General features: G+C 66.8%; 20 protein-coding genes. 8 read left to right on the top strand and 12 right to left on the bottom strand.

Going from position 1 to position 18,683, the window contains the following annotated elements; all coding sequences use genetic code 11:
* Window positions 1-6 precede the first annotated feature (6 nt).
* Window positions 7-648: a glutathione S-transferase family protein gene (locus tag C7I55_RS00655; protein WP_199192669.1), complete on the bottom strand. Its 642-nt coding sequence runs from the start codon at window positions 646-648 to the stop codon at window positions 7-9.
* Between the two features lie 160 nt (window positions 649-808).
* Here C7I55_RS00655 and C7I55_RS00650 point away from each other — a divergent pair, with 160 nt between their 5' ends.
* Window positions 809-1,273 carry a DUF1203 domain-containing protein gene (locus C7I55_RS00650; protein ID WP_106510978.1) on the top strand — a complete coding sequence of 155 codons (465 nt, stop codon included), beginning with the start codon at window positions 809-811 and terminating at the stop codon, window positions 1,271-1,273.
* A gap of 1 nt (window position 1,274) precedes the next feature.
* On the opposite strand, the gene C7I55_RS00645 is transcribed toward C7I55_RS00650, so the two are convergent.
* The 4 genes from C7I55_RS00645 to C7I55_RS00630 form a co-directional block, all read right to left on the bottom strand.
* Complete coding sequence (locus C7I55_RS00645; protein ID WP_106510977.1) at window positions 1,275-1,457, bottom strand: hypothetical protein; 183 nt, start codon at window positions 1,455-1,457, stop codon at window positions 1,275-1,277.
* Between the two features lie 45 nt (window positions 1,458-1,502).
* The gene (locus C7I55_RS00640) at window positions 1,503-3,563 is read right to left on the bottom strand and encodes a beta-N-acetylglucosaminidase domain-containing protein (protein WP_106510976.1); all 2,061 of its coding nucleotides are present in this window, start codon (window positions 3,561-3,563) and stop codon (window positions 1,503-1,505) included.
* Window positions 3,564-3,685: 122 nt separating this feature from the next.
* A complete protein-coding gene (locus tag C7I55_RS00635; protein WP_106510975.1) occupies window positions 3,686-4,330 on the bottom strand; it encodes a response regulator in 645 nt (214 codons plus the stop codon).
* 10 nt (window positions 4,331-4,340) lie between these two features.
* Window positions 4,341-5,237 carry a sensor histidine kinase gene (locus C7I55_RS00630; protein WP_158266218.1) on the bottom strand — a complete coding sequence of 299 codons (897 nt, stop codon included), beginning with the start codon at window positions 5,235-5,237 and terminating at the stop codon, window positions 4,341-4,343.
* Between C7I55_RS00630 and C7I55_RS27935 the strand changes: the two genes are divergently transcribed.
* The gene (locus C7I55_RS27935) at window positions 5,227-5,472 is read left to right on the top strand and encodes a hypothetical protein (RefSeq protein WP_158266217.1); all 246 of its coding nucleotides are present in this window, start codon (window positions 5,227-5,229) and stop codon (window positions 5,470-5,472) included. The two genes, C7I55_RS00630 and C7I55_RS27935, sit on opposite strands and share 11 nt — an antisense overlap.
* A 96-nt stretch (window positions 5,473-5,568) precedes the next feature.
* On the opposite strand, the gene C7I55_RS00625 is transcribed toward C7I55_RS27935, so the two are convergent.
* From C7I55_RS00625 to C7I55_RS00615, 3 genes are all read right to left on the bottom strand, one after another.
* Window positions 5,569-6,177 carry a thioredoxin family protein gene (locus tag C7I55_RS00625; protein ID WP_106510973.1) on the bottom strand — a complete coding sequence of 203 codons (609 nt, stop codon included), beginning with the start codon at window positions 6,175-6,177 and terminating at the stop codon, window positions 5,569-5,571.
* A gap of 19 nt (window positions 6,178-6,196) precedes the next feature.
* Entirely contained in the window at window positions 6,197-8,257 is a 2,061-nt protein-coding gene (locus C7I55_RS00620; RefSeq protein ID WP_233221960.1) for a protein-disulfide reductase DsbD family protein, read from the bottom strand.
* Between the two features lie 214 nt (window positions 8,258-8,471).
* The gene (locus tag C7I55_RS00615; protein WP_106510972.1) at window positions 8,472-9,362 is read right to left on the bottom strand and encodes a LysR family transcriptional regulator; all 891 of its coding nucleotides are present in this window, start codon (window positions 9,360-9,362) and stop codon (window positions 8,472-8,474) included.
* A 105-nt stretch (window positions 9,363-9,467) separates the two neighbouring features.
* On the opposite strand from C7I55_RS00615, the gene C7I55_RS00610 reads away from it, so the two are divergent.
* The 3 genes from C7I55_RS00610 (at window position 9,468) to C7I55_RS00600 (ending at window position 11,908) form a co-directional block, all read left to right on the top strand.
* Window positions 9,468-10,331, top strand: a complete 864-nt coding sequence (locus tag C7I55_RS00610) for an SDR family oxidoreductase (RefSeq protein WP_106510971.1) — start codon at window positions 9,468-9,470, stop codon at window positions 10,329-10,331.
* A 41-nt stretch (window positions 10,332-10,372) separates the two neighbouring features.
* Window positions 10,373-10,846 (top strand): SRPBCC family protein, encoded by a 474-nt coding sequence (locus C7I55_RS00605; RefSeq protein ID WP_106510970.1) that lies wholly within the window; start codon window positions 10,373-10,375, stop codon window positions 10,844-10,846.
* A 249-nt stretch (window positions 10,847-11,095) separates the two neighbouring features.
* Window positions 11,096-11,908 carry a MipA/OmpV family protein gene (locus tag C7I55_RS00600; protein ID WP_106510969.1) on the top strand — a complete coding sequence of 271 codons (813 nt, stop codon included), beginning with the start codon at window positions 11,096-11,098 and terminating at the stop codon, window positions 11,906-11,908.
* Between the two features lie 67 nt (window positions 11,909-11,975).
* On the opposite strand, the gene C7I55_RS00595 is transcribed toward C7I55_RS00600, so the two are convergent.
* Both C7I55_RS00595 and C7I55_RS00590 read right to left on the bottom strand, forming a co-directional pair.
* Window positions 11,976-12,494, bottom strand: coding sequence for a hypothetical protein (locus C7I55_RS00595; protein ID WP_106510968.1), 519 nt, complete (start codon window positions 12,492-12,494; stop codon window positions 11,976-11,978).
* 295 nt (window positions 12,495-12,789) lie between these two features.
* Entirely contained in the window at window positions 12,790-13,548 is a 759-nt protein-coding gene (locus C7I55_RS00590) for a sulfite exporter TauE/SafE family protein (RefSeq protein WP_106510967.1), read from the bottom strand.
* A 118-nt stretch (window positions 13,549-13,666) separates the two neighbouring features.
* Here C7I55_RS00590 and C7I55_RS00585 point away from each other — a divergent pair, with 118 nt between their 5' ends.
* The 3 genes from C7I55_RS00585 to C7I55_RS00575 are packed head-to-tail and all read left to right on the top strand — an operon-like array spanning window position 13,667 to window position 16,640.
* On the top strand, window positions 13,667-15,160 hold the full coding sequence (locus tag C7I55_RS00585) for a sensor histidine kinase (protein ID WP_106510966.1): 1,494 nt from the start codon (window positions 13,667-13,669) through the stop codon (window positions 15,158-15,160).
* Entirely contained in the window at window positions 15,157-15,603 is a 447-nt protein-coding gene (locus C7I55_RS00580) for a response regulator (RefSeq protein WP_106510965.1), read from the top strand. The genes C7I55_RS00585 and C7I55_RS00580 overlap by 4 nt, the downstream gene beginning before the upstream one ends.
* A complete protein-coding gene (locus C7I55_RS00575; RefSeq protein ID WP_106510964.1) occupies window positions 15,600-16,640 on the top strand; it encodes a sensor histidine kinase in 1,041 nt (346 codons plus the stop codon). Before C7I55_RS00580 ends, C7I55_RS00575 begins: the two co-directional genes overlap by 4 nt.
* Here the strand turns inward: C7I55_RS00575 and C7I55_RS00570 are convergent, their stop codons facing one another.
* Together C7I55_RS00570 and C7I55_RS00565 are read right to left on the bottom strand one after the other, a co-directional pair.
* Window positions 16,641-17,810 (bottom strand): TolB family protein, encoded by a 1,170-nt coding sequence (locus C7I55_RS00570; RefSeq protein WP_106510963.1) that lies wholly within the window; start codon window positions 17,808-17,810, stop codon window positions 16,641-16,643.
* Between the two features lie 215 nt (window positions 17,811-18,025).
* The gene (locus tag C7I55_RS00565) at window positions 18,026-18,511 is read right to left on the bottom strand and encodes an outer membrane protein (protein ID WP_106510962.1); all 486 of its coding nucleotides are present in this window, start codon (window positions 18,509-18,511) and stop codon (window positions 18,026-18,028) included.
* Window positions 18,512-18,683: the final 172 nt, after the last annotated feature.

The raw sequence follows: 18,683 nt of genomic DNA, 5'->3' as shown, positions 1-18,683 counted from the left end.
ACGGGTCTAATCCTCGCCGAAATTTCGCGTCAGCACCGGGCCGAGCACCGAATGCGCATCCGCGGACTCGGCGATGGCGTGGATACGCGGGCAATTCTGCGCGAACCAGGCGCGGCGCGGCCGCCAATGGGTCATCACGCCGAGATAGACGTCGAGCGCGGAGAAACGTTCGCCCAGCGCCCATGGCCCCTCACCGAGCTCCGCCTCGAGCTGCTGCCACAGCTTGCGGCGATAGCCCCCGACCGCCTGGGCGAAATCCTCGCGCTCGGAGCGCACCCAGCGCTCCGGATAATCCGCGAAGGTGAAAGTCGGATAGACGTTGGCGACGATCCAGACGAGCCAGCGCAGGAAGAAGGGCCGCTCGGCAGCGCCCGGCGGCGGCGCCAGGCCCGACTCCGGATGCAGTTCGGAAAGTAGCAGCGCGATCGCGGCGCTTTCCCGCATGACGACACCGTCGGGCAGCACCAGCGTGGGTACCTGGGCCAGGGGATTGTAAGCGAGGAGCCGGTCCCGGGCGGCGCTCGGCGTGTCGAAACCATCGACCTCGACCAGCTCGTACGGCGCACGGCAAAGCTCGAGCAGCGCTTCGGCCAGCGCCGATCCCCAGCCCTTGACCCCGAACAGCACGTATCGACCCGAATCCGCCACGCGCATCTCCTTCGTCGCGCTCCTGCCATCTCACACGGCGCCCGCTTTGCATGCCGCCTGCGCGGCAGCAAGCCACCACCGAGTTCAAACGCAAGCGCCGGGACGCGGCTACCGCCGCGCACCTTTAGTCCGGCAGCGAACATCATCCAGGAGACACAGAATGCAAGCGCGCTTCATCGGACTTGACCCTGCCCCTTTCCGCCACCTGTTCGGCTTGTCCGACGAAGCGCTTGCGCAGCAGGGCGCCATGCGCATCGCTGCGGATTCAAAACCCGGATTCCCTTGCCGGATCACGTTGCGTGACGCCGAGCCCGGCGAATCAGTGCTGCTGCTGACCCATCACCATCTCGGGGGTGAGACGCCCTACCGCGCATCCGGGCCGATCTTCGTCCGCGAGGGCGCGCAGAGCCCCTATTCGGATACCGCGCTCCCCGCCGACATGCGCGCCCGCCTTTACTCGGTCCGGGCTTACAACGGCGCCGACATGATGATCGCCGCGGAGGTCGTCGAAGGCGAGATGCTGAAGCGCGTGATCGCCGGCTTCCTCGAACGCGAAGACACCGCCTATCTCCATCTCCACCATGCCCGCCGCGGCTGTTTCGCCTGCCGGGTGGAGCGCGCCTGATTTATTCCGCCGCTCTCAATTGTTCGCCGACCTCGTCCGTCGGTGGATCGCCATAGACACGGTCGAAATAATAGCCGGCGAGCAGGGCATGGGCACGGGCGGCGTCCGGATGCGCGGAGGCCCGTGCGCGCGCCAACTCCCACTCGGCACGCGCCAGATAATAAGGGCGATCATCCCTCGGCATGAGTCTCAGTCTCCGGCGAATGCGGCAAATGTGCACTAACCTCGATCAGCCTTCCAGCCGCTGCAACGCATATCGGCTCGGCAGGCGCTCGCCTCGCCGCCCTTCGCTTCCGACTGCCCCTCGCCGCGCCGAAGCGACGTCGGCGCGGGAAGCGTCGGTTGCGATCAGCCTCGGAGCGTCGGCGACGAAGCGGTTGAGCACGCCGTCGGCGATCTTGACCGGGCCGTCGAAGCGAGTCGCACCGGGGATCGACTGGATCGCCGTGGCTTCCGCCGCCAGCCGCTGCGCCTCGGCGAACAGGCGCGGTGCCGCACCGCTGCCCGCATTGGCGGCGTCGAGCCCGGCCGCGCTGAGCTGCAGCGCCCGTCCCCAGCCCTGCATCGCCTGCAGCCACGGCCGTGCCTGTTCGGCAAAGCCTGGATCGGCAACCCCGGCGCGGATGATGTCGGGCGCCGCGGCAAAGGCATCGGCGCTCCGGGCGAGCGCGGCGATGGCCTCGGCACGCGCCGCTGCGTCGCCGCCGGCGATCGCCTCTCGCACGCCGTCGAGCATCGCCTTGAGCCGCGGCGCCTGCTCCTGCCAGGGCTGGCTGCCGAAGGTCGGCGCAAGATGCTGGGTGTCGAAGAAGGTCAACAAGGCGTCGGCCACCCGCGCATCCCCTGCGGCAAGCTCGCGTGCGGCGGCGTGCCAGGTGCGCTCGGCATCATAGCCGCGGTCGTTCCACGCAAAGGCGGTCAGGCCCATCACCGCGACGCGACTCGGCACCTCCTGGTTCATCGGGTTGGAGACGATCCCGGCCAGCTCACCGGAGAGGCCTGCCTCGCGCTTCGCATAGGGCGCGAGCAGCAGCCTGCCCGTCGACTGGCCGTAATCGTTGACCGGATAATTGTCCCACAACAAGGTCTTGCGGCCGAATGCCTTGGTTGCGGCGCGCGCGTCGGGGATGGAGATGGCGGGCGGCACGACGTCGGTTCCGGTCCATTGGACGATGATCCGCGGATCGAGCCTGGTCCGCAGCGCGGCCTTGTAGGGGCTTTCCTTGGCGTCGTAATATTCGGTCGGGACCATGATCAAGGCGGCGGTGGGATCGTGACGGACAAGCTCCGCCTGGACCCCGTTCAGAAGATCCGCCTGCGCGATCCCGGCGGCCTGGGCACCGGAAGGGCCGAACGCCGATTCATCGCCAGCGCAATTCCACTTGGTATATTCGATATCGTCGAGCGCGACGTAGAAGCTGCGCACGCCGAGCGCACGCAGCGCCTCGAACTTTCGATTCAGCGACTGTCGGTCGGCCGCGTCGGAGAAGCAGATCGAGGGGCCGGGTGAGATCGCATAGACGAAATCGACATGGTTGCGCCGCGCGGTCGCCGCCAGCGCCCCAAGCGCGGACAACGTCTCGGCCGGATAGGCCTCGCGCCAGCGATCCCGTGCATAGGGATCATCCTTCGGGCTGTAGATATAGGTGTTGGCCTTGGTGCGGCCGAGGAATTCGAGATGCTTGGCGCGGTCCGCCATCGTCCAGGGCTTGCCGTAAAAGCCCTCGATCGTGCCGCGGATCGGCATCGCCGGATGATCCTGGATGACCAGCGTCGGGAAGGTGCTCCGCTCGGTCAGCTGGCGGAAGGTCTGGACGGCATGAAACAGCCCGTCACGATCCTGGCCGGCGAGCGTGATAAGCCCGTCCTCGCCCGCCGCGGCGATGCTGGCCAGGGTATAGCCTTCCTTGTGGCCGTCCGGCAGCGCCTTGCTGCGCTTGAGCGCGTCGCGAACCACCGCCGCCTCTGCGCTGCCGAGGACGATATGGGTGCGATCGATCGCACCCGGCAATCGCTGCGCGGTCGCGATCCGCTCCACACCCGCGGCGGCAAGAACGTCGCGCACCAGAGCGATCGTTTCCGCATCCGTGCCCGGTGCCGCGACCAGCACGACCGATGTGCCGAGCCGGACCTCGCCGGCCTTCAAGGTTATCGAGACGGGCTCGGGAAACAGCGCGGGCAAGGTCGTCGGCGCCGCCTCTGCAGCGCCCGTCGCCACGCCTGCAATGCCCATCGCCAGGGCTGCCGCCGCTCGGAAAGGAGCGCCGAACCTGGTGCTGCGTGACGTCATCGCGATCTCCGGTATTGAACTGGTACTATTCAGGTCCGTAGAAAGGTATGCGTCACGCTGCAAGCGTGCGTCACGCTGCAAGCGGCCGCACGTTCGATGCGGCGATGTCCGATCGTTGAAGATCAGCCGAGATGTCCTCCCTGCAACGCCTTGAGCGCTGCGCCCGTTCGGTCGCGGGCATGGAGCTTCAGCAACAGGTTGGAGACGTGGTTCTTGACCGTCCCTTCGGCGAGCGCAAGCAGATCGGCGATTTCCTTGTTGCTGTAGCCAGCGCAGATGAGGTGCAGCACCTCCTTCTCGCGACCGGTGAGGGCCTCGGCGGTGGCAGGGCCCGAGGTTTCCAAGGGGCTGCGGCGGATCGCGGCCATGAGGCTTTCGGTCATGGCCGGCTGATATGCCGTCTTGTCGTCTGCGAGGGTCCGTATCGCCTGCGCCAGGTCTTCCAGCGACACGTCCTTCAGCATCAGGCCCTTGGCGCCGGCCTTGATCGCCGCGATCGCGGCATCGCCGTCGTCGAACGTCGTCAGCACCAATGTCGGCGGCAGCGCATCCGCGTCGCGCAGGGCTTCAAGAACGGCGATACCGTCGAGGCGCGGCATCCGGACGTCCAGAAGGAGAACGTCGGGCCTGAGCGCCGGGATCGTTTCCAGCGCCTCCGCGCCATCGCACGCCTCTCCGATCACCGCGATATCGGGCAGCAGTTCGAGCAGACCGCGGATGCCCTGGCGAACCAGCATCTGATCGTCGACGAGGACGACGCGGATCATCGGGCCTGGATCATGCCGCGCTCGGCGGGCTCGACGGCAACCAGGCATCGATCGTGAAGCCCACGTCGCGACCGGTACGGACCGCCAGTCTGCCGCCGAGACACTCCATCCGCTCCCGCATTCCCACCAACCCGGACCCCGGAGCGGCCTCGGTGCGCACCGGGCGTCCATCGTCGCGCGCGACGAGACGCACGCCGTCGCCGTCCGGCGTTACCTGAAGCCATAGGTTCGACGCGTCCGCATGCCGGATCGCATTGGTCACGCTTTCCTGAGCGCACCGGATCAAAGCGTGCGCCTGTTCGGGGCCGACCCGCACGTCGGGAGAGATGTCGACATGGATCGCCGGAGCCGGCACGCTTTGCGCCAGCGCCTCCAGCGCAGCCCGCAAATCGCAGCGCTCCGCTTGGCGCAACGTAGCGACGACGTCGCGGACCTTGGCGAGGAGGTCTCGGGACAGGCTCTTCGCCTGCATCACATGATCCTTCGCGCGGCCCGGCTCGGTGACGTGGCTCGCGATCTCGAGCTGCAGGCCGAGCGCGGTCAGCTCATGCCCCCAGGCATCGTGCAGCTCGCGGGAGATGCGGAGGCGCTCGGCGCCGCGCGCCGCGTTGGCGATAATCGCGTGCGCGGACCGCAATTCCCGGTTCGCCTCGGCCAGGTCTCGAGCCGTTTCGCCCTCGCGCCGCAGGGCCTGCGCGGTGAATACGAGCAGCAGCTGCAGCGCAACGGATTTGCCGATCACCCAGCACAGATCCGGATTCAGCGTTTGAGCAAGCGTGGCGACGACCGCCAGCGTCTGGAACGCGACCCATGCAAGCGCTCTGGCCGGGGCGGTCGCCATCGCGGCCTGCCACGCGATGATGATCAGGAACGTCGACATCGCTGCCCACGGAACGATGATCGTCATCGCCATGACCAGAGCGAGCTGGACGCACAGCAAGGTCCAGTGGAGGACCGGTCGCAGCGTCAGGGCCATTGCGGCAAGGATCGACGCGCCGAACATCGTGAAGGGGACGAGCCAGAGCGGCGACACGGGCGCATTGCGGATCATCCCGCCGCTCAAGATCCTGTCGAGAACCGGCCACCCTAGGGCCAGCCACACGGCCAGCGCCGCAATGCAGAAGATCCAGCGAGGCGGATAGCCGGGCCGGCCGGCGATGAAGGAAGGCTGCCACAGGGCCGCGCGCCTCGCCAGCGGCCGAAAGTCACGGCCCGGCCGTGCCGAGGCGCGATATCCCTCAGCCGCCCGCATATTTGACCGAGCAGCCATAAGGCCGGCTGGTCGCGACCGACACGGCCTTGCCGGCCTTGAGCTCGCCCAGAGCCGCCAGCACGTGATTGCGCGCGCCCGGGATGTCGGCCTTGTTCGCCGTCGCCTTGTCGTCGATCCCTCCGGCATAGACCAGCTTGCCGGCTTTATCGATGACGTACATGTGGGGCGTGGTGACGGCGCCGTAACGCTTGCCGGCGACGCCTTGTGCATCGAGCAGATACGCGCTCGGCTGCGCTTTCTGGCCTGCGACGAAAGCCTTGGCCTGCGCGCCGTTCATGTGGCCCTGCTGGCCCGCTCCGCCGGAATTGATCGACAGCCAGACGACACCGTCCCTCCGCGCGGCGGCCTGCGTCTTCTGCATGTTGCCGCTCTCATAATGCTTCTTCACATAAGGGCAGCCGGGATTATTCCATTCCAGAACCACGACCTTGCCCTTGAACTGATCGAGGCTGACCGTCTTTCCGTTCGCATCGGGAAGGCTGAAGCCGGGTGCCTGGCTGCCGATCGGCGGTGCGGCGAGCGCCGTCTGACAGCCGAGCAGGAGCGCAGCGGCAATCGGGAACAGATGCTTCATCTTGGCCTCCTCTGTGGTGTCACGTTCCAAGCCCGGTCAGATCCCCGACCGTCAGAATCTGCGGCAGGATCTTCGCCTCCTGCCCCGGCGCGTAATAGAGATAGAGCGGCACCCCGGACCGGCCGTGCTCGGCGAGAAAGCGGCCGATCGCCGCATCGCCCCGCGTCCAGTCTCCCGCCAGCACGGCGACGTTGCGGCTCGTGAAGCTCTTGGCCACTTCCGACCGCGCCAGCACGCCCTTTTCGTTGACCTTGCAGGTGATGCACCAGTCGGCCGTGAAATAGAGGAAGACCGGCCTCCCTTGGCTGCGCAACGCGGCGAGCTTCTCGTCGCTGAACATCTCGCCCTGGAGAACTGGCTGTGCCTTGGCTCCGGCAGGTGCCTCGAGCGGCACGATCAACATCGCGGCCAGTGCGGCGGCAAGGGCCGGCGCAAGCGGCAGCCAGGCACGCGGACGCCCCTGCCGCACGCCGACCCACCAAAGCCCCAGGGCGAGCAGCAAGGCGGCGCCGAGACCCAATGCCATCGCATCGACCCCCGCCTGCCGCCCGAGGATCCAGGCAAGCCCCAGGGCGGTCAGGAACATCGGGATCGAGAGGATGCGGCGCAGCCGGTTCATCCATGCGCCGGGCTTCGGCAGCCGGCGCCGCAACGCCGGCACCAGGCCGAGCAGCAGGAAGGGCAGAGCGAGCCCGAGTCCCAGTCCCGCAAATATGGCAAGCGCCGCGGCGGTCGGCAGCACCAGGGCCGCTCCGAGGGCTGCCCCCATGAAGGGCCCGGTGCACGGCGTCGCCACGAAAGCCGCCAGCGCACCGGTCCAGAAGGCCCCTTGTGCCCCGCTCCTGCCCGCCAACCGGCTGCCGCCGCCGATTGCCGGAAGCTCGAACAGGCCCGCCAGGTTGAGCCCGATCCCGGTGACGAGCAGCAGCAGGACCAGGATCACGCGCGGATCCTGCAGCTGAAAGGCCCAGCCCACCGCCGCACCGCCGGCGCGCAGGCCGAGCAGGATGCCGCCGAGCGCGAGGCAGACCAGCACGACACCCGCCGTATAGGCCAAGGCCTCCCGTCGCGCCCCGCCCTCATCCGCCCCGGCCTTGGCGAGGCTCAGCGCCTTGAGGCTCAGGATTGGAAACACGCAGGGCATGATGTTGAGCAGGAGGCCGCCAAGGATCGCGCCGGCGAGCGCCGCGACGATGACGCCCGGCCCGCCCGCCTTTTGGCCACCCGTGGCACCGATCGGCTCGCCTGCGGCCGGAACCATGCCGGGCCTGGCGGTCAGCAGCAGCCCCTGGCCCTTGCCGATCGTCAACAGTCCCGCGATCGTCGCGAGACCGGCCGCATTCGGACCCGCTTTCGTCTCGACGATCAGCAGGTCGCCGGCGCGGCTCACCGTCTGCACGGCGCTGTGATCGAGGCTGCCATAGTCGAGCGGGAAGAAATAGGGATCGGCGACCGCCAGAGTGGCGGGAAGCGGTATGCCGATCCGCGCCCGGCCATTCTCGACCACGAATCTGCCGTCGACGCCCAGGGGCTTCGGCATGGCGGCTTCGAAGGCATCGAAGCGCGGGTCCTTCACTGGCGGGCGCCCCGCCGCTCCCGCGACGATGTCCATCGAGACCTGCGCACTTTCCGGAACGCAGATCTTGTCCGTGCAGGCGAGGAAATCGAGCTTCGCCCCGAGCGGCAGCCGCGTTCCCGGCGCCACGTCGGCCGCCACCGTCAGCTCGGTGAGCAACGCATGTTCGTGCTCGTAGACATAATTCATGATCCCGGCGACGATCAGCCGTTCCGGCACGGGATAGCGGAGCGCGCCGACGGTCACACCCTTCGGCAAATCCCAGGCGATCGTCGCTTCCGCACCGGCATCGCCGGGATTCTTCCAATAGCCGTGCCAGCCGGGCTTGGGCTTCATCACGATCGCCACCGGGATCGATGCGCCTGCCGGAGCTTCGCTCGCGCCCGGCAGCAGCGACACTGCCACATTGCTGCCCGGCGCCGGCTGCGCCCGCAGCGGCGTCTGAAGCCCGATCAGCACCAGCAGGGCCATCACCCATCCGCCCAGGCGCGCAAACTCGGGCATGAATCCCCGATAGCGCGGCCACCCGGCGGCGCACCCCGCAAGGGGCGCTACGACCGAGGACCTCCGATGATGCCGATTCCGATGATCGCCTGCCATGGATGCAATGCTGTCACAGCCTGCGGCATCTTACCATATGCCGAAGGTCACGATTTCCAAGTGTTACCTCCGGCAGGGCCCACTCCGTGGGATCTCACGGACGTCATGCCGGGTCACCTCACCTGCGGATGAAGGCAGCCAGCTCTTCCGGAACTCCGTTCGGGAAAGCGTGCTTGAGATGGTCGAGGAATGCCGACACCCGGGCGCTCAGCAGTCGCCGCGAGGGATAGAGCGCCCACAAGGCGATATCCGGTCCATCCACGTCGCCCCACGAAATCAATGTCCCGTCCGCGAGGTCATGACTGACCAGCGACACCGGCAGACGGGCGGCGCCAAGGCCCGCGCGCACCGCGTCGCGAACCATGACCAGCGACGACAGGCTGAGGACCGGGTCGATTGCGATGCTCGATCGGCCCGCAGGCGTCTTCACCGTCCAGGCCGAGCGGTCGCCGCCTGCCCGCACCACCGCCGGAACGGCACTGCCGTCCACCGGTCTCGCGACGGCGGGACTCGCCACCACGACCAATCGGTCGTGCAGGAACACGCGGCCGATCAGGCTCTCGTCCGGATCCGGATTGACCCGGATCACGAGATCGTAGGCCTCTTCGATCATGTCCACGGGCCGGTCTTCCGCCGTCACTTCCAGCCGGACCTCAGGATAGGCCAGGGCGAAGTCGGCCGCGAGCTTGCCCATCGCAGTCTGCGAGAAAAGCAAAGGGGCGCTGATCCGCAGGCGCCCACGCGGCCTGTCGCCGCGCGAGGCGATCGCCGCCGCAGTCTCCTCCAGTTCGATGAGCAGCATCCCGGCACGCTCGGCAAGCGCCCGCCCTTCTTCCGTCAGTTTGAGCGCGCGCGCACCGCGCTCGAAGAGGCGCAGGCCAAGGCTCGCCTCCAGCTCCGCCACCCGCCGCGACAAGGTCGCCTTCGGCCGTCCCGCCGCACGGGCGGCCCGGCCGAACCCGCCATGGCGCGCGACCAGCGTGAAATCGGCAAGCGCAAGCAGATCCATATGTTCCACCAGTGAGACGATGTGTCCAGATATAGCGTCTACCGGCTGGAATGTGGATCGATCATTTCGGGGGTGCCAGATGGCTCAACCCAAGGAGTGACCCCAATGACCATTCTCGTTACCGGTGCGACCGGAAATGTCGGCCGCAATGTCGTCGACCAGCTTGTGAAGCGCGGCGCCGACGTGCGCGCCCTGGTACGTGATCCCTCGAAAGCCGGCTTCCCGGCCGGCGTGGAGGTCGTCAAGGGCGATCTGCTCGACGTCGACTCGTTGCGCAGCGCTTTTGGCGGCATTTCCACGCTCTTCCTGCTGAACGGCGTGGTGGCGGACGAATTCACGCAGGCGCTGGTCGCCCTGGCGATCGCCCGCGAGGCCGGGGTGAAGCGGATCGTCTACCTCTCGGTGATCCACAGCGACCTGTACGTGGACGTGCCGCACTTCGCCGGAAAGTTCGGGGTCGAGCGGATGATCGAGCAAATGGGTCTTAACGCCACCATCCTCCGTCCGGCCTATTTCATGAACAACGACATCACCATCAAGGACGTGGTGACCCGTTACGGCATCTACCCGATGCCGATCGGCGCGAAGGGCCTGGCGATGATCGACGCCCGTGACGTCGGCGAGATCGCCGCCATCGAGCTGATCCGCCGTGAGCGAGCCGACGCGCCGCTGCCGCTTACCCGGATCAACCTGGTCGGCCCGGATACGCTGACCGGCACCGATGCCGCGGCGATCTGGACGGACATCCTGGGTCGCCCGATCACCTATGCAGGCGACGACACCGCCGGCTTCGAGCAGAATCTCCGCCAGGTCATGCCGCACTGGATGGCTCTCGACATGCGCCTGATGGCCGACCGATTCCTGACCGACGGCATGGTTGCCGACGCCGGCGACGTCGAGCGCCTGACCACCCTGCTCGGCCGCCCAATGCGCTCGTACCGCGACTTCGTCGCGCAGATCGCGGCCTGAGCGCTCCAGCCTCTTCAACCTACAATCCAGGGAAACATGACATGATCTATTCGACCGCGACCGTTCCGGTAAATCCGGATGGCGAGATCAGACTCACCCGCGATCAGGTCTGGAAGGGCCTGGTTCTGAAGGCCCGCGACGCCCGCTTGTTTCTGCCGCCAGGCCTTTGCACCCGCTGCGACGTCGTCGAGGAGAGTGGGACGCACCTCGTTCGCGAGGCAACGATTGCGGGCGCAGACCTGCGCGAGATCATCGCCTTCGAGCCGGAGCGCAAGGTCACCTTCTTCCAGGCCGGCGGCCCGCGCGAAGGCGCGATCGTTAACGAATTGTTCGAGGACGCGAACGGCGCGCTGCAGCTCCGCTTCTATTGCTATCTCGGTCTCCGCGACAAGGCGCCCAACGGGCCCGAAGAGCAGGCCGAGCAGGCCCAGTTCGACAGCGATAACGGCTACAGGAGCGCCCTGCTTTCGACGCTCCAGCGCACTCGCGAACTGCTCGTCGAGGGGAGGCTGTGATTTCCGCGGCGGTGGTACGGCCCATCGGGCAGTGCCGCCGCCGACTGCTCCGTGTCGGGGAGACGCCTGAATGCGACTCAATTGCCACGGATGTCAGTAGATTGATTTCGGATATGAACCGAATTGCCCTTCGGGTGTTCCACCGCCTGACGCCGCGACCGAAAGCAACCGGAACGGCAGAAACTTTCATCGCCACGAAGGCCGCTTCCCGCTAGGGACACGAAGGCTGCAAGACAGGGGTTCCGACGCATGACCATGACGCGAACGACGGCACTCGCCGCCGCATTCATCCTTCCGCTCCTCCTGCCCTCGGCGCCGGCCGTGGCCCAGGACGATGGCGGAGCGCAGGAAACCAAGGCGCCCCGGCGCTACCGCGTCGGCATCGGCGCGCAGGCGGTGCCGAGCTTCCCCGGCTCCGACGATTACAGCATCCGGCCGATGATCGATTTCTCCTATACCCGCGAGGACCAGTTCGAGTTCGAGGCACCCGACGAGGCGATCGGCCTTGGTCTGATCAAGACGGGCACGTTCGAGGTCGGACCCTCGCTGAACATCGAGGGCAAGCGCAAGCCGAGCAAGGTCGGCGCGCCCGTCGACAAGGTGAAGACCACGGTCGAGGCCGGCGCCTTCGCCCAATTGTACGTGGCACCGAACTTCCGGCTACGCGTCGAAGGGCGGAAGGGCCTTGGCGGGCATGACGGATGGGTCGGCAATGCCGGCGCCGATTTCGTCCTGCGCGACGCCGATCGCTATCTCTTCTCGATCGGACCGCGTGTCACCTTCTCCGACGCCAAGTACAATCAGGCCTATTTCGGCGTGAACCCGCGCGAGAGCGCCGCAACAGGGCTTCCCCTTTACGATCCCGACGGTGGCGTGCAGGCGGTCGGCGGAACCGCCGGCCTGCTGTTCCAACTCGGCCGCAACTGGGGGATCATGAGCTACGCCAAATATGATCGTCTGATCGAGGATGCCGGCAAGTCGCCGCTTGTTCGGACCTATGGCAAGCGCGATCAATTCTCCGGCGGCCTGGGCCTCACCTACACGTGGGGCGGTTCGCGCTGACGCGCCTGAGCACACATGAATAGCGGGCGGGGTGCCTCGGCACCCCGCCCACCGTCATTCCAGTTCGTTACTTCTTCGGAGTCGCCTTGGCCGCGGCGGCTTCCAGGTCGGCCTTGGTCGTTCCGATCACCAGGCCGCTGCTGTTCTTGCCGAAGCTACCGAGCGGGATCTGGACCCGCGCCGTTCCGGTCGAGACGACGGCACCCTGCGCATTCGCCGACTCGATGGTTCCGACCGCGCCGCCGGCCTGATCGAACACCTTGGCCCCTGCGGTCACATCGGCGGCGGTTGCGAGGCTGACCTGGTCGGACGCTGCGCTCGCTCCGGTCGTGACGCTGCCGGATCCCTGGGTCGTGTCCGTGGTGCCGGTCGTGCCCGTCGTCGAGTTCGCACCAGTGGCCGAAGGCGTGCCGGTCTGCGGGGTGCCTGCTGTGGTGGCCTGATCGGTGCCGGGCTCAGCGACCGGCTGTTCCGGAGCCGTCTGCGGTGCGGGCTGCTGGCCGGCGGCCGGCGCGCTGGTCTGCGCAGCGGCGATGCCGCTAGACGCGAGCAAGGAGGCGGTGAGCATGATCGTCTTGATGTTCATCTGGGATCTCCTCGTATCCAAACAAAGGTGGGGCTGTCAGCCACCGGGAAAACATGTCTGCGGGGGGAAACGTGCCTGAGTGAAGACCAGGGGAGAGTCTTCGAGACGACGCAGAGACAAAGGCACGAGTCGCCGACTGTTCATGTCGCAAGCAATAGTGCACGGCGACACGACATGTTCCATTCCGGCCATGGATGCAGGCATCGGATCGTCCTGCGCCATAGTCGTTTCGGCGCAGTAAGCAGCTATGTCACTTTTGTTGCTGGAGGGGGAGACGATCCTGCCGCTCAGGCGATCAGGCGAGCCCGAGCCCGTCGAGCAGGAGCTTGGTACCAGCGACGATCATCAGCCAGTAGACGATCACGTAGAAACGCTCCGGCGAAACCTTCCGGACCAGCTTGACGCCCGCAAGGCTCGACAGGACGGCAAGCGGCAGCAGCATCGCCGCGGTGACCGCGTTTTCGGTCGTGAACTGACCAAGCGCGAGATAGGCGGGCACCTTGATCCAATTGACCACCGCAAAGAAAATCGCCGAGGTACCGACAAACACGTCGCGGGGCAGCTTGCGAGGCATCACCCACATCTGAAAGGGCGGGCCGCCGGCATGGGCGATCTGGCTGGTGAACCCGGTAGCAACTCCGAAGAGTGCCCCTACCCAGGCCGGCGAAGTGGACGAGGCCGCGATCCGTCCGCCCCGTTCGGCCCACAGGCGATAGGCACCGAACAGGATCGACACCGCGCCGAGGGATGCCATCACGGCTGCGGAGGACACTGCGGCGGCAAGGACATAGCCGAGACCGATACCGGCGACCGCGCCCGGCAGCATCGCTTTGAGGATCCAGGCATCCCAGCTCTTCCGAAACGCCGCCACCCCGACCACGTCCTGCGCGATCAGGATCGGCAGCAGGATTGCCGCGGCCTTGACCGGATCGCCGGTGCCGAGCGCCATCAACGGCGTCCCAAGCGCGCCCAGCCCGGAAAAGCCACCCTTGGCGAGACCGATCAGGATCACGGCCGGTATCGCGAACAGGAGAAAGTGCAGATCGAAGCTCATCGGCTCCCAAGGGAAATTGACGGGCGCATAATGGCGCGGCAGCCTCGTAGAGCCGTATTGCGCGCCGTGGAAGCCTCTGGCGCTTTCACCACGGACGATCGCACTCTAGGAAGCGCGCATGCCACTTGTCCCTGAAAATGCGGAGCGCGGCGTCGCGCGTGTGCTCGCCCCGATGCTCGCGCTTGGCTTTGCGGCCTTGCTCCTCGCCGCGGCCGCGGCGGCATGGTTGCAGAGCCGCAATCAGGACAATGCCGCCGCGGTGGAGCACACCTTGCTGGTCGATGCGAAGATCAGCGACTTCGCGACCCTGGTAGAGCGGTCGGAGACGGGCCGCCGGGGCTATCTGCTGTCCCGCGATCCTGCCTTCCGAACGATTTTCGTCAGCGCGGCGGCAGGATTGCCGGCCCTGGCGGAGGACATCGCGAAGGTCACCGCCGACAATCCGCGCCAGCAGGCGCGCGCCATTCGCCTTCGCACCCTGCTGCGGCGCCAGCAGCTCCTGCAGGCACAGACGATCGAGCAGGTGGCCAGCGGCCGGGCGGCCGACTTCGCCAATTTCAACCAGGATCCCGGCGTTGCGCTCACCCGGCAGATCCGGGCAATCGCCCAGAGCATGCGAGACGACGAACGCGCGCTGCTGCGGCTGCGCAACGAGCGTCAGCATGCGACCCTCGCCACCTTCTACACGGTGCTGACCATTGCCGGATTGCTGCTGGTCCTCGTCGCCGCCTTCACCCTCGCCGTCATGCGGCGCTATACCGGCCAGCTGTCGGCCTCGCGCAACGAGCTGCGCCGCCTGAACGGCGATCTCGAAATGCTGGTGCAGGAACGCACCAGCGAATTGCAGCGCGCCAATCAGGAAATCCAGCGCTTCGCCTACATCGTCTCGCACGATCTGCGCTCGCCGCTGGTCAACGTGATGGGCTTCACCGCCGAGCTCGATGCCGCCCGCAAGACGATCGGCGGCTGGATCGACAGGATCGAGGAACAGGCGCCCGAAAGCGTTCCCCAGGAAGCGCGGCTGGCGGTGCGGGAGGACCTTCCCGAGGCGATCGGATTCATCCGCACGTCGACCCAGAAGATGGACCGCCTGATCAATGCCATTCTCCGCCTCTCGCGTGAGGGACGGCGCGCTTTGACCCCTGAGCCGCTCGACATGAACGCCCTCGTGCAGTCGATCATCGACAATCTCCACCAGCGCGCCGCCGATGCGGGGGCCGAAATCAGCGCCGCCGCCTTGCCCGACGTGGTCAGCGACCGCGTCGCGCTCGATCAGATCCTGTCCAATCTCGTCGAAAATGCCGTGAAATATCTAAAGCCCGGGCGGCCCGGGATCATCCGCATCAGCGGCCATCGCGACGGTGCGCGCGCGGTGTTCGAAGTCAGCGACAATGGCCGCGGCATCGATCCCAAGGATCATGAGCGGATCTTCGATCTGTTCCGCCGCTCCGGCGCGCAGGATCAGCCCGGCGAAGGCATCGGCCTCGCCCATGTCCGGGCGCTCGCCTATCGGCTCGGCGGCGTCATCGACGTGCGATCGCAGCTTGACCACGGCGCCACCTTCCGGCTTTCAGTGCCGCTCACTCTCGAGGCGGGGAATTACGCAGCATGACCGACCATCATCCCGTCAACATCGTCATGATCGAGGACGATGAGGGCCATGCGCGTCTGATCGAGAAGAATATCCGCCGTGCCGGGATCTCGAACAACATTCGCCATTTCACCGACGGAACGTCTGCGCTTCAATATCTCTACGAAGCTCCGGAAGGCCCGGCCCGGAACGGCCCTGCCCTGATCCTGCTCGATCTCAATCTGCCCGACATGAGCGGCACCGATATCCTGGCCCGGATCAAGAGCGAGGGGCCGCTGCGGCGCACCCCCGTCGTGGTGCTCACCACCACCGACGACAAGGTCGAGATCCAGCGCTGCTACGATCTCGGCTGCAACGTCTACATCACCAAACCGGTCAATTACGAGAATTTCGCCGACGCGATCCGCCAGCTTGGCCTGTTCCTTTCGGTGATCCAGGTGCCCGACGTGGATGACCAGGCTTGAGCGAGACGCCGCAGGCACGCATTCTCTATATCGATGACGACGACGGTCTTCGTCGGCTGATCCAGCGCGCGCTCCGTCGCCGCGGTTTCGACGTCGACCTTGCAGCCAGCGGCGGCGAGGGCGTCGCCAAGGCTCGCGCGGGGGCTTACGACCTTATCGCGATGGACCATTATATGCCCGGTCAGGACGGTCTTGCCACCCTCTCCGCGCTCAAGTCGGTTCCGGACTGTCCACCGGTGGTCTACGTCACCGGCTCCGACGAGACCCGGATCGCCGTCGCCGCGCTGAAGGCCGGGGCTGCCGACTATGTGGTGAAGTCGATCGGCGACGACTTTTTCGATCTCCTCGCAAGCTCCTTCACCCAGGCGATCGAGCGGGTTCACCTGCGAAGCGCCAAGGAACGCGTCGAGGAGGAGCTTCGCGCCAGCAACGCCCGGCTCGAGACCCTGCTTCGCGAGGTCAATCACCGCGTCGCCAACAGCCTGCAGCTCGTCTCCGCCTTCGTGCACATGCAGGCCTCGCTGCTCAAGGACGGCGCAGCGCAGGCGGCGCTCCAGGAAACCCAGCAGCGGGTCCAGGCGATCGCCCATGTTCACCGCCGCCTTTATTCGTCCGGAGACGTCGAGTTCGTGTCGATGGACGAATATCTGCGTGCGCTCGTCGCCGAGCTCGAGCAGACCTGGTCGACACCGCAATCGCCACGTCGGCTGACGCTCGGTGCCGATCCGGTCCGGCTCACCGCGGATCGTGCCGTGTCGCTGGGCGTCATCGTCAACGAACTGGTCAGCAACGCCTGCAAATATGCCTACCCGCCCGAAACCGACGGAGAGGTCCGCATCCGCCTCTCGCGGGAGAGCGAGCACGAATTCCTGCTCAGCGTCGAGGATGATGGGGAGGGCCTTCCCAGCGACGGATCGATCAAGGGCACGGGCCTCGGCACCAAGCTGATCAAGGCCATGGCGAAGAGCCTTCAAGCCGATCTCGCCTACGACACGGACCATGCCGGCGTTCGCGCCCTGCTCCGCGCACCCGTCTGATCACGCCGCCGTCAGCGCGGGCTGGAACGGCCGCGCGCTCGCGCTCGGCGCCGCGGCCGACGAAGTCCGGGTCGATGCTGACCGCGCCGGCCCCATCCTGCTGTGGAGCGGGTTGGCTCGGATGGCGATCGCCGGCGTGCCGCCCGCCCGGGTGATTTCGGTCAGCAATGTCGATCCGTCCGCCGAGATGCTGGCCCGGCGTGGCGCGGCAGCATCGTCATTGCCGTCGATCAGCCGCACCCGGCGGGTCGCGCGATCGAAGACGTAGATCCGCCACAGATCGGCGCTCGCGCGGAGCCCCGGAAGCCGGCTGCTGAACGCGACGTAGCGGCCGTCGCGCGAGATCGTGGGCTGCTCGGCATGGCGGCAGAACAGGCCCAGAGTCTCGCTGACCTCTTCGATCAAGCCCGTCGCGCGGTCATACAGGCGCACATGCCGCTCACCGCTGTCGGTCTCGAACGCGATCAGCCGACCGTCGCCTGTAATCGCATAAGGCCGGCCCGCTCCGACATTCCGCGGCAAGGTCGTAATCGGCAGCGCCGTCGTGCGGCCCAGCGCGCGCTCATGGACGAAAAGGCCGCCGTCGGCGGTATTGCAGAAAAACAAGGTGCCGCCGTCCGCGCTCATCGCGATCGCCCGCCCTGCGCCGTTCGCGGGGCCGTTCACCTGGATGAGGCCCGGTCCGGCCCGGTCGTACAGAAAGATGTTGGTCTCCCCGGGGGGGCCGGACGCGGTGACGGCTGCGAAGCCGATCTGGTCTCCCGTCCCAGACACGGCGACCTCGAGGATCTGCGGAAGCGTCCCGGCAATGGCATCGAGCGCGCCGTCGGCGCCAAGGCGGAGCAGCCTGCGCCTTCGAAGCTCGTAGACATAGAGATCGGAATAGGCCTTGAGCGACAGACCGCCGTCGTCGGCGCTCCGCTCCGGCACCGCGTGAACGAAGGCGAGAATCGCGCCGTTTGCGCTCAGGGCGACGTCGCCGATCCAGGCGGGGCCATCGCCGATCGGGCACGGAGTGCCTCCCGGCCTCAGCATCGTCTCCCGCCGGGAACGCCGATCGACGAGGGTCAGTTCGGCCGTGTCCGAACCGGGCCGAACAAAGGCGATCAGCGACCCGTCGCCATTGATCGCCGCCCGGCTGCTGCCGAGCGCAGAACACGCCTCCGCCATTTGTCTCCTGCCTTCACCCCAATTGCGGCTTCGGTCGGGAGGATGGCGATGTCGTCAGCGCCGATCAGCGTCGCTGCGCCGAAAAGCGCAGAGGATGAGACGCAGATCCGCAGCGCGCGACGAACGTGCGCCTGGGCGCGACGAAGGGAGGCCGTCCTGGAACGAGAAAAGGCGCGAGAGCCGGGCTCCCGCGCCGTTCCGGTGTTGCGACCTGGTTAGAAGCGGAAGCCGAGGCCGGCGACCGTCTGGAAGCCGTCGACGCCGGCTTCGTAGTTCGAATAACGCTGCTCGAGATTGACGAACACCTTGGGGCTGACCGCCACCTCGACACCCGCGCCGACGCGAACGCCATCGAGGTGATAGCCGGTTCCCGAGCCAAGGTTGGAGTAGCCGGCGAGGCCATACAGGAGCGCGTTGTTGCCGACCGGCGCACCGGCGCGGGCGACGATGGCGAGCTCGCGGCCCGTATCGTCGCTGTCCTGATACTCGCCGGTGATGCCGACGATGGCGTTGCCGAGATCGTAATCGTAGCCGACATTGGCGCCGTAGGTGAACGTGTCGGTGCCGGCGAAATCATCGTCGGCAACGCCGACCACCGCGCCGACGCGCGGACCCGCAAAGTTCGCGGCCGACGTCTGGGCGTAGGCGGGTGCGGCGAACAGGGTGGCGGCCGCAAGCGCGAGCGGGATCATTGTCTTCATGTTGGGTGACCTTCAAAATGTCCAAGCTTCGAACGAAGCTCGTTCGAGATGGTGCGCGAAGTTCAGTGCACAAATGCAACTAAGTTTGTAGCACGTGTTAAAAATGCATCCCGCAGGTCTGTGCCGGCCACGCTTGCCGCCACGTACCGCCCGATTTACCTAGATCATCCCA

The sequence above is a fragment of the Allosphingosinicella deserti genome, assembly GCF_003012735.1.
GTDB lineage: Bacteria > Pseudomonadota > Alphaproteobacteria > Sphingomonadales > Sphingomonadaceae > Allosphingosinicella > Allosphingosinicella deserti.
Note: the sequence above shows the minus strand (reverse complement) of the source record. Positions and strands in the feature narration are given on the sequence as shown.

Bases quoted from the DNA above. Each gene is read 5' to 3' on its own strand.
- C7I55_RS00605 (WP_106510970.1), top strand. From the start codon at position 10,373: ATGATCTATTCGACCGCGACCGTTCCGGTAAATCCGGATGGCGAGATC.
- C7I55_RS27935 (WP_158266217.1), top strand. From the start codon at position 5,227: ATGATCGTCATCGCCATGACCAGAGCGAGCTGGACGCACAGCAAGGTC.
- C7I55_RS00610 (WP_106510971.1), top strand. From the start codon at position 9,468: ATGACCATTCTCGTTACCGGTGCGACCGGAAATGTCGGCCGCAATGTC.
- C7I55_RS00590 (WP_106510967.1), bottom strand. From the start codon at position 13,548: ATGAGCTTCGATCTGCACTTTCTCCTGTTCGCGATACCGGCCGTGATC.
- C7I55_RS00635 (WP_106510975.1), bottom strand. From the start codon at position 4,330: ATGATCCGCGTCGTCCTCGTCGACGATCAGATGCTGGTTCGCCAGGGC.
- C7I55_RS00595 (WP_106510968.1), bottom strand. From the start codon at position 12,494: ATGAACATCAAGACGATCATGCTCACCGCCTCCTTGCTCGCGTCTAGC.
- C7I55_RS00650 (WP_106510978.1), top strand. From the start codon at position 809: ATGCAAGCGCGCTTCATCGGACTTGACCCTGCCCCTTTCCGCCACCTG.
- C7I55_RS00585 (WP_106510966.1), top strand. From the start codon at position 13,667: ATGCCACTTGTCCCTGAAAATGCGGAGCGCGGCGTCGCGCGTGTGCTC.
- C7I55_RS00625 (WP_106510973.1), bottom strand. From the start codon at position 6,177: ATGAAGCATCTGTTCCCGATTGCCGCTGCGCTCCTGCTCGGCTGTCAG.
- C7I55_RS00620 (WP_233221960.1), bottom strand. From the start codon at position 8,257: ATGCCCGAGTTTGCGCGCCTGGGCGGATGGGTGATGGCCCTGCTGGTG.
- C7I55_RS00580 (WP_106510965.1), top strand. From the start codon at position 15,157: ATGACCGACCATCATCCCGTCAACATCGTCATGATCGAGGACGATGAG.
- C7I55_RS00630 (WP_158266218.1), bottom strand. From the start codon at position 5,237: ATGACGATCATCGTTCCGTGGGCAGCGATGTCGACGTTCCTGATCATC.
- C7I55_RS00570 (WP_106510963.1), bottom strand. From the start codon at position 17,810: ATGGCGGAGGCGTGTTCTGCGCTCGGCAGCAGCCGGGCGGCGATCAAT.
- C7I55_RS00640 (WP_106510976.1), bottom strand. From the start codon at position 3,563: ATGACGTCACGCAGCACCAGGTTCGGCGCTCCTTTCCGAGCGGCGGCA.
- C7I55_RS00645 (WP_106510977.1), bottom strand. From the start codon at position 1,457: ATGCCGAGGGATGATCGCCCTTATTATCTGGCGCGTGCCGAGTGGGAG.
- C7I55_RS00600 (WP_106510969.1), top strand. From the start codon at position 11,096: ATGACCATGACGCGAACGACGGCACTCGCCGCCGCATTCATCCTTCCG.
- C7I55_RS00615 (WP_106510972.1), bottom strand. From the start codon at position 9,362: ATGGATCTGCTTGCGCTTGCCGATTTCACGCTGGTCGCGCGCCATGGC.
- C7I55_RS00565 (WP_106510962.1), bottom strand. From the start codon at position 18,511: ATGAAGACAATGATCCCGCTCGCGCTTGCGGCCGCCACCCTGTTCGCC.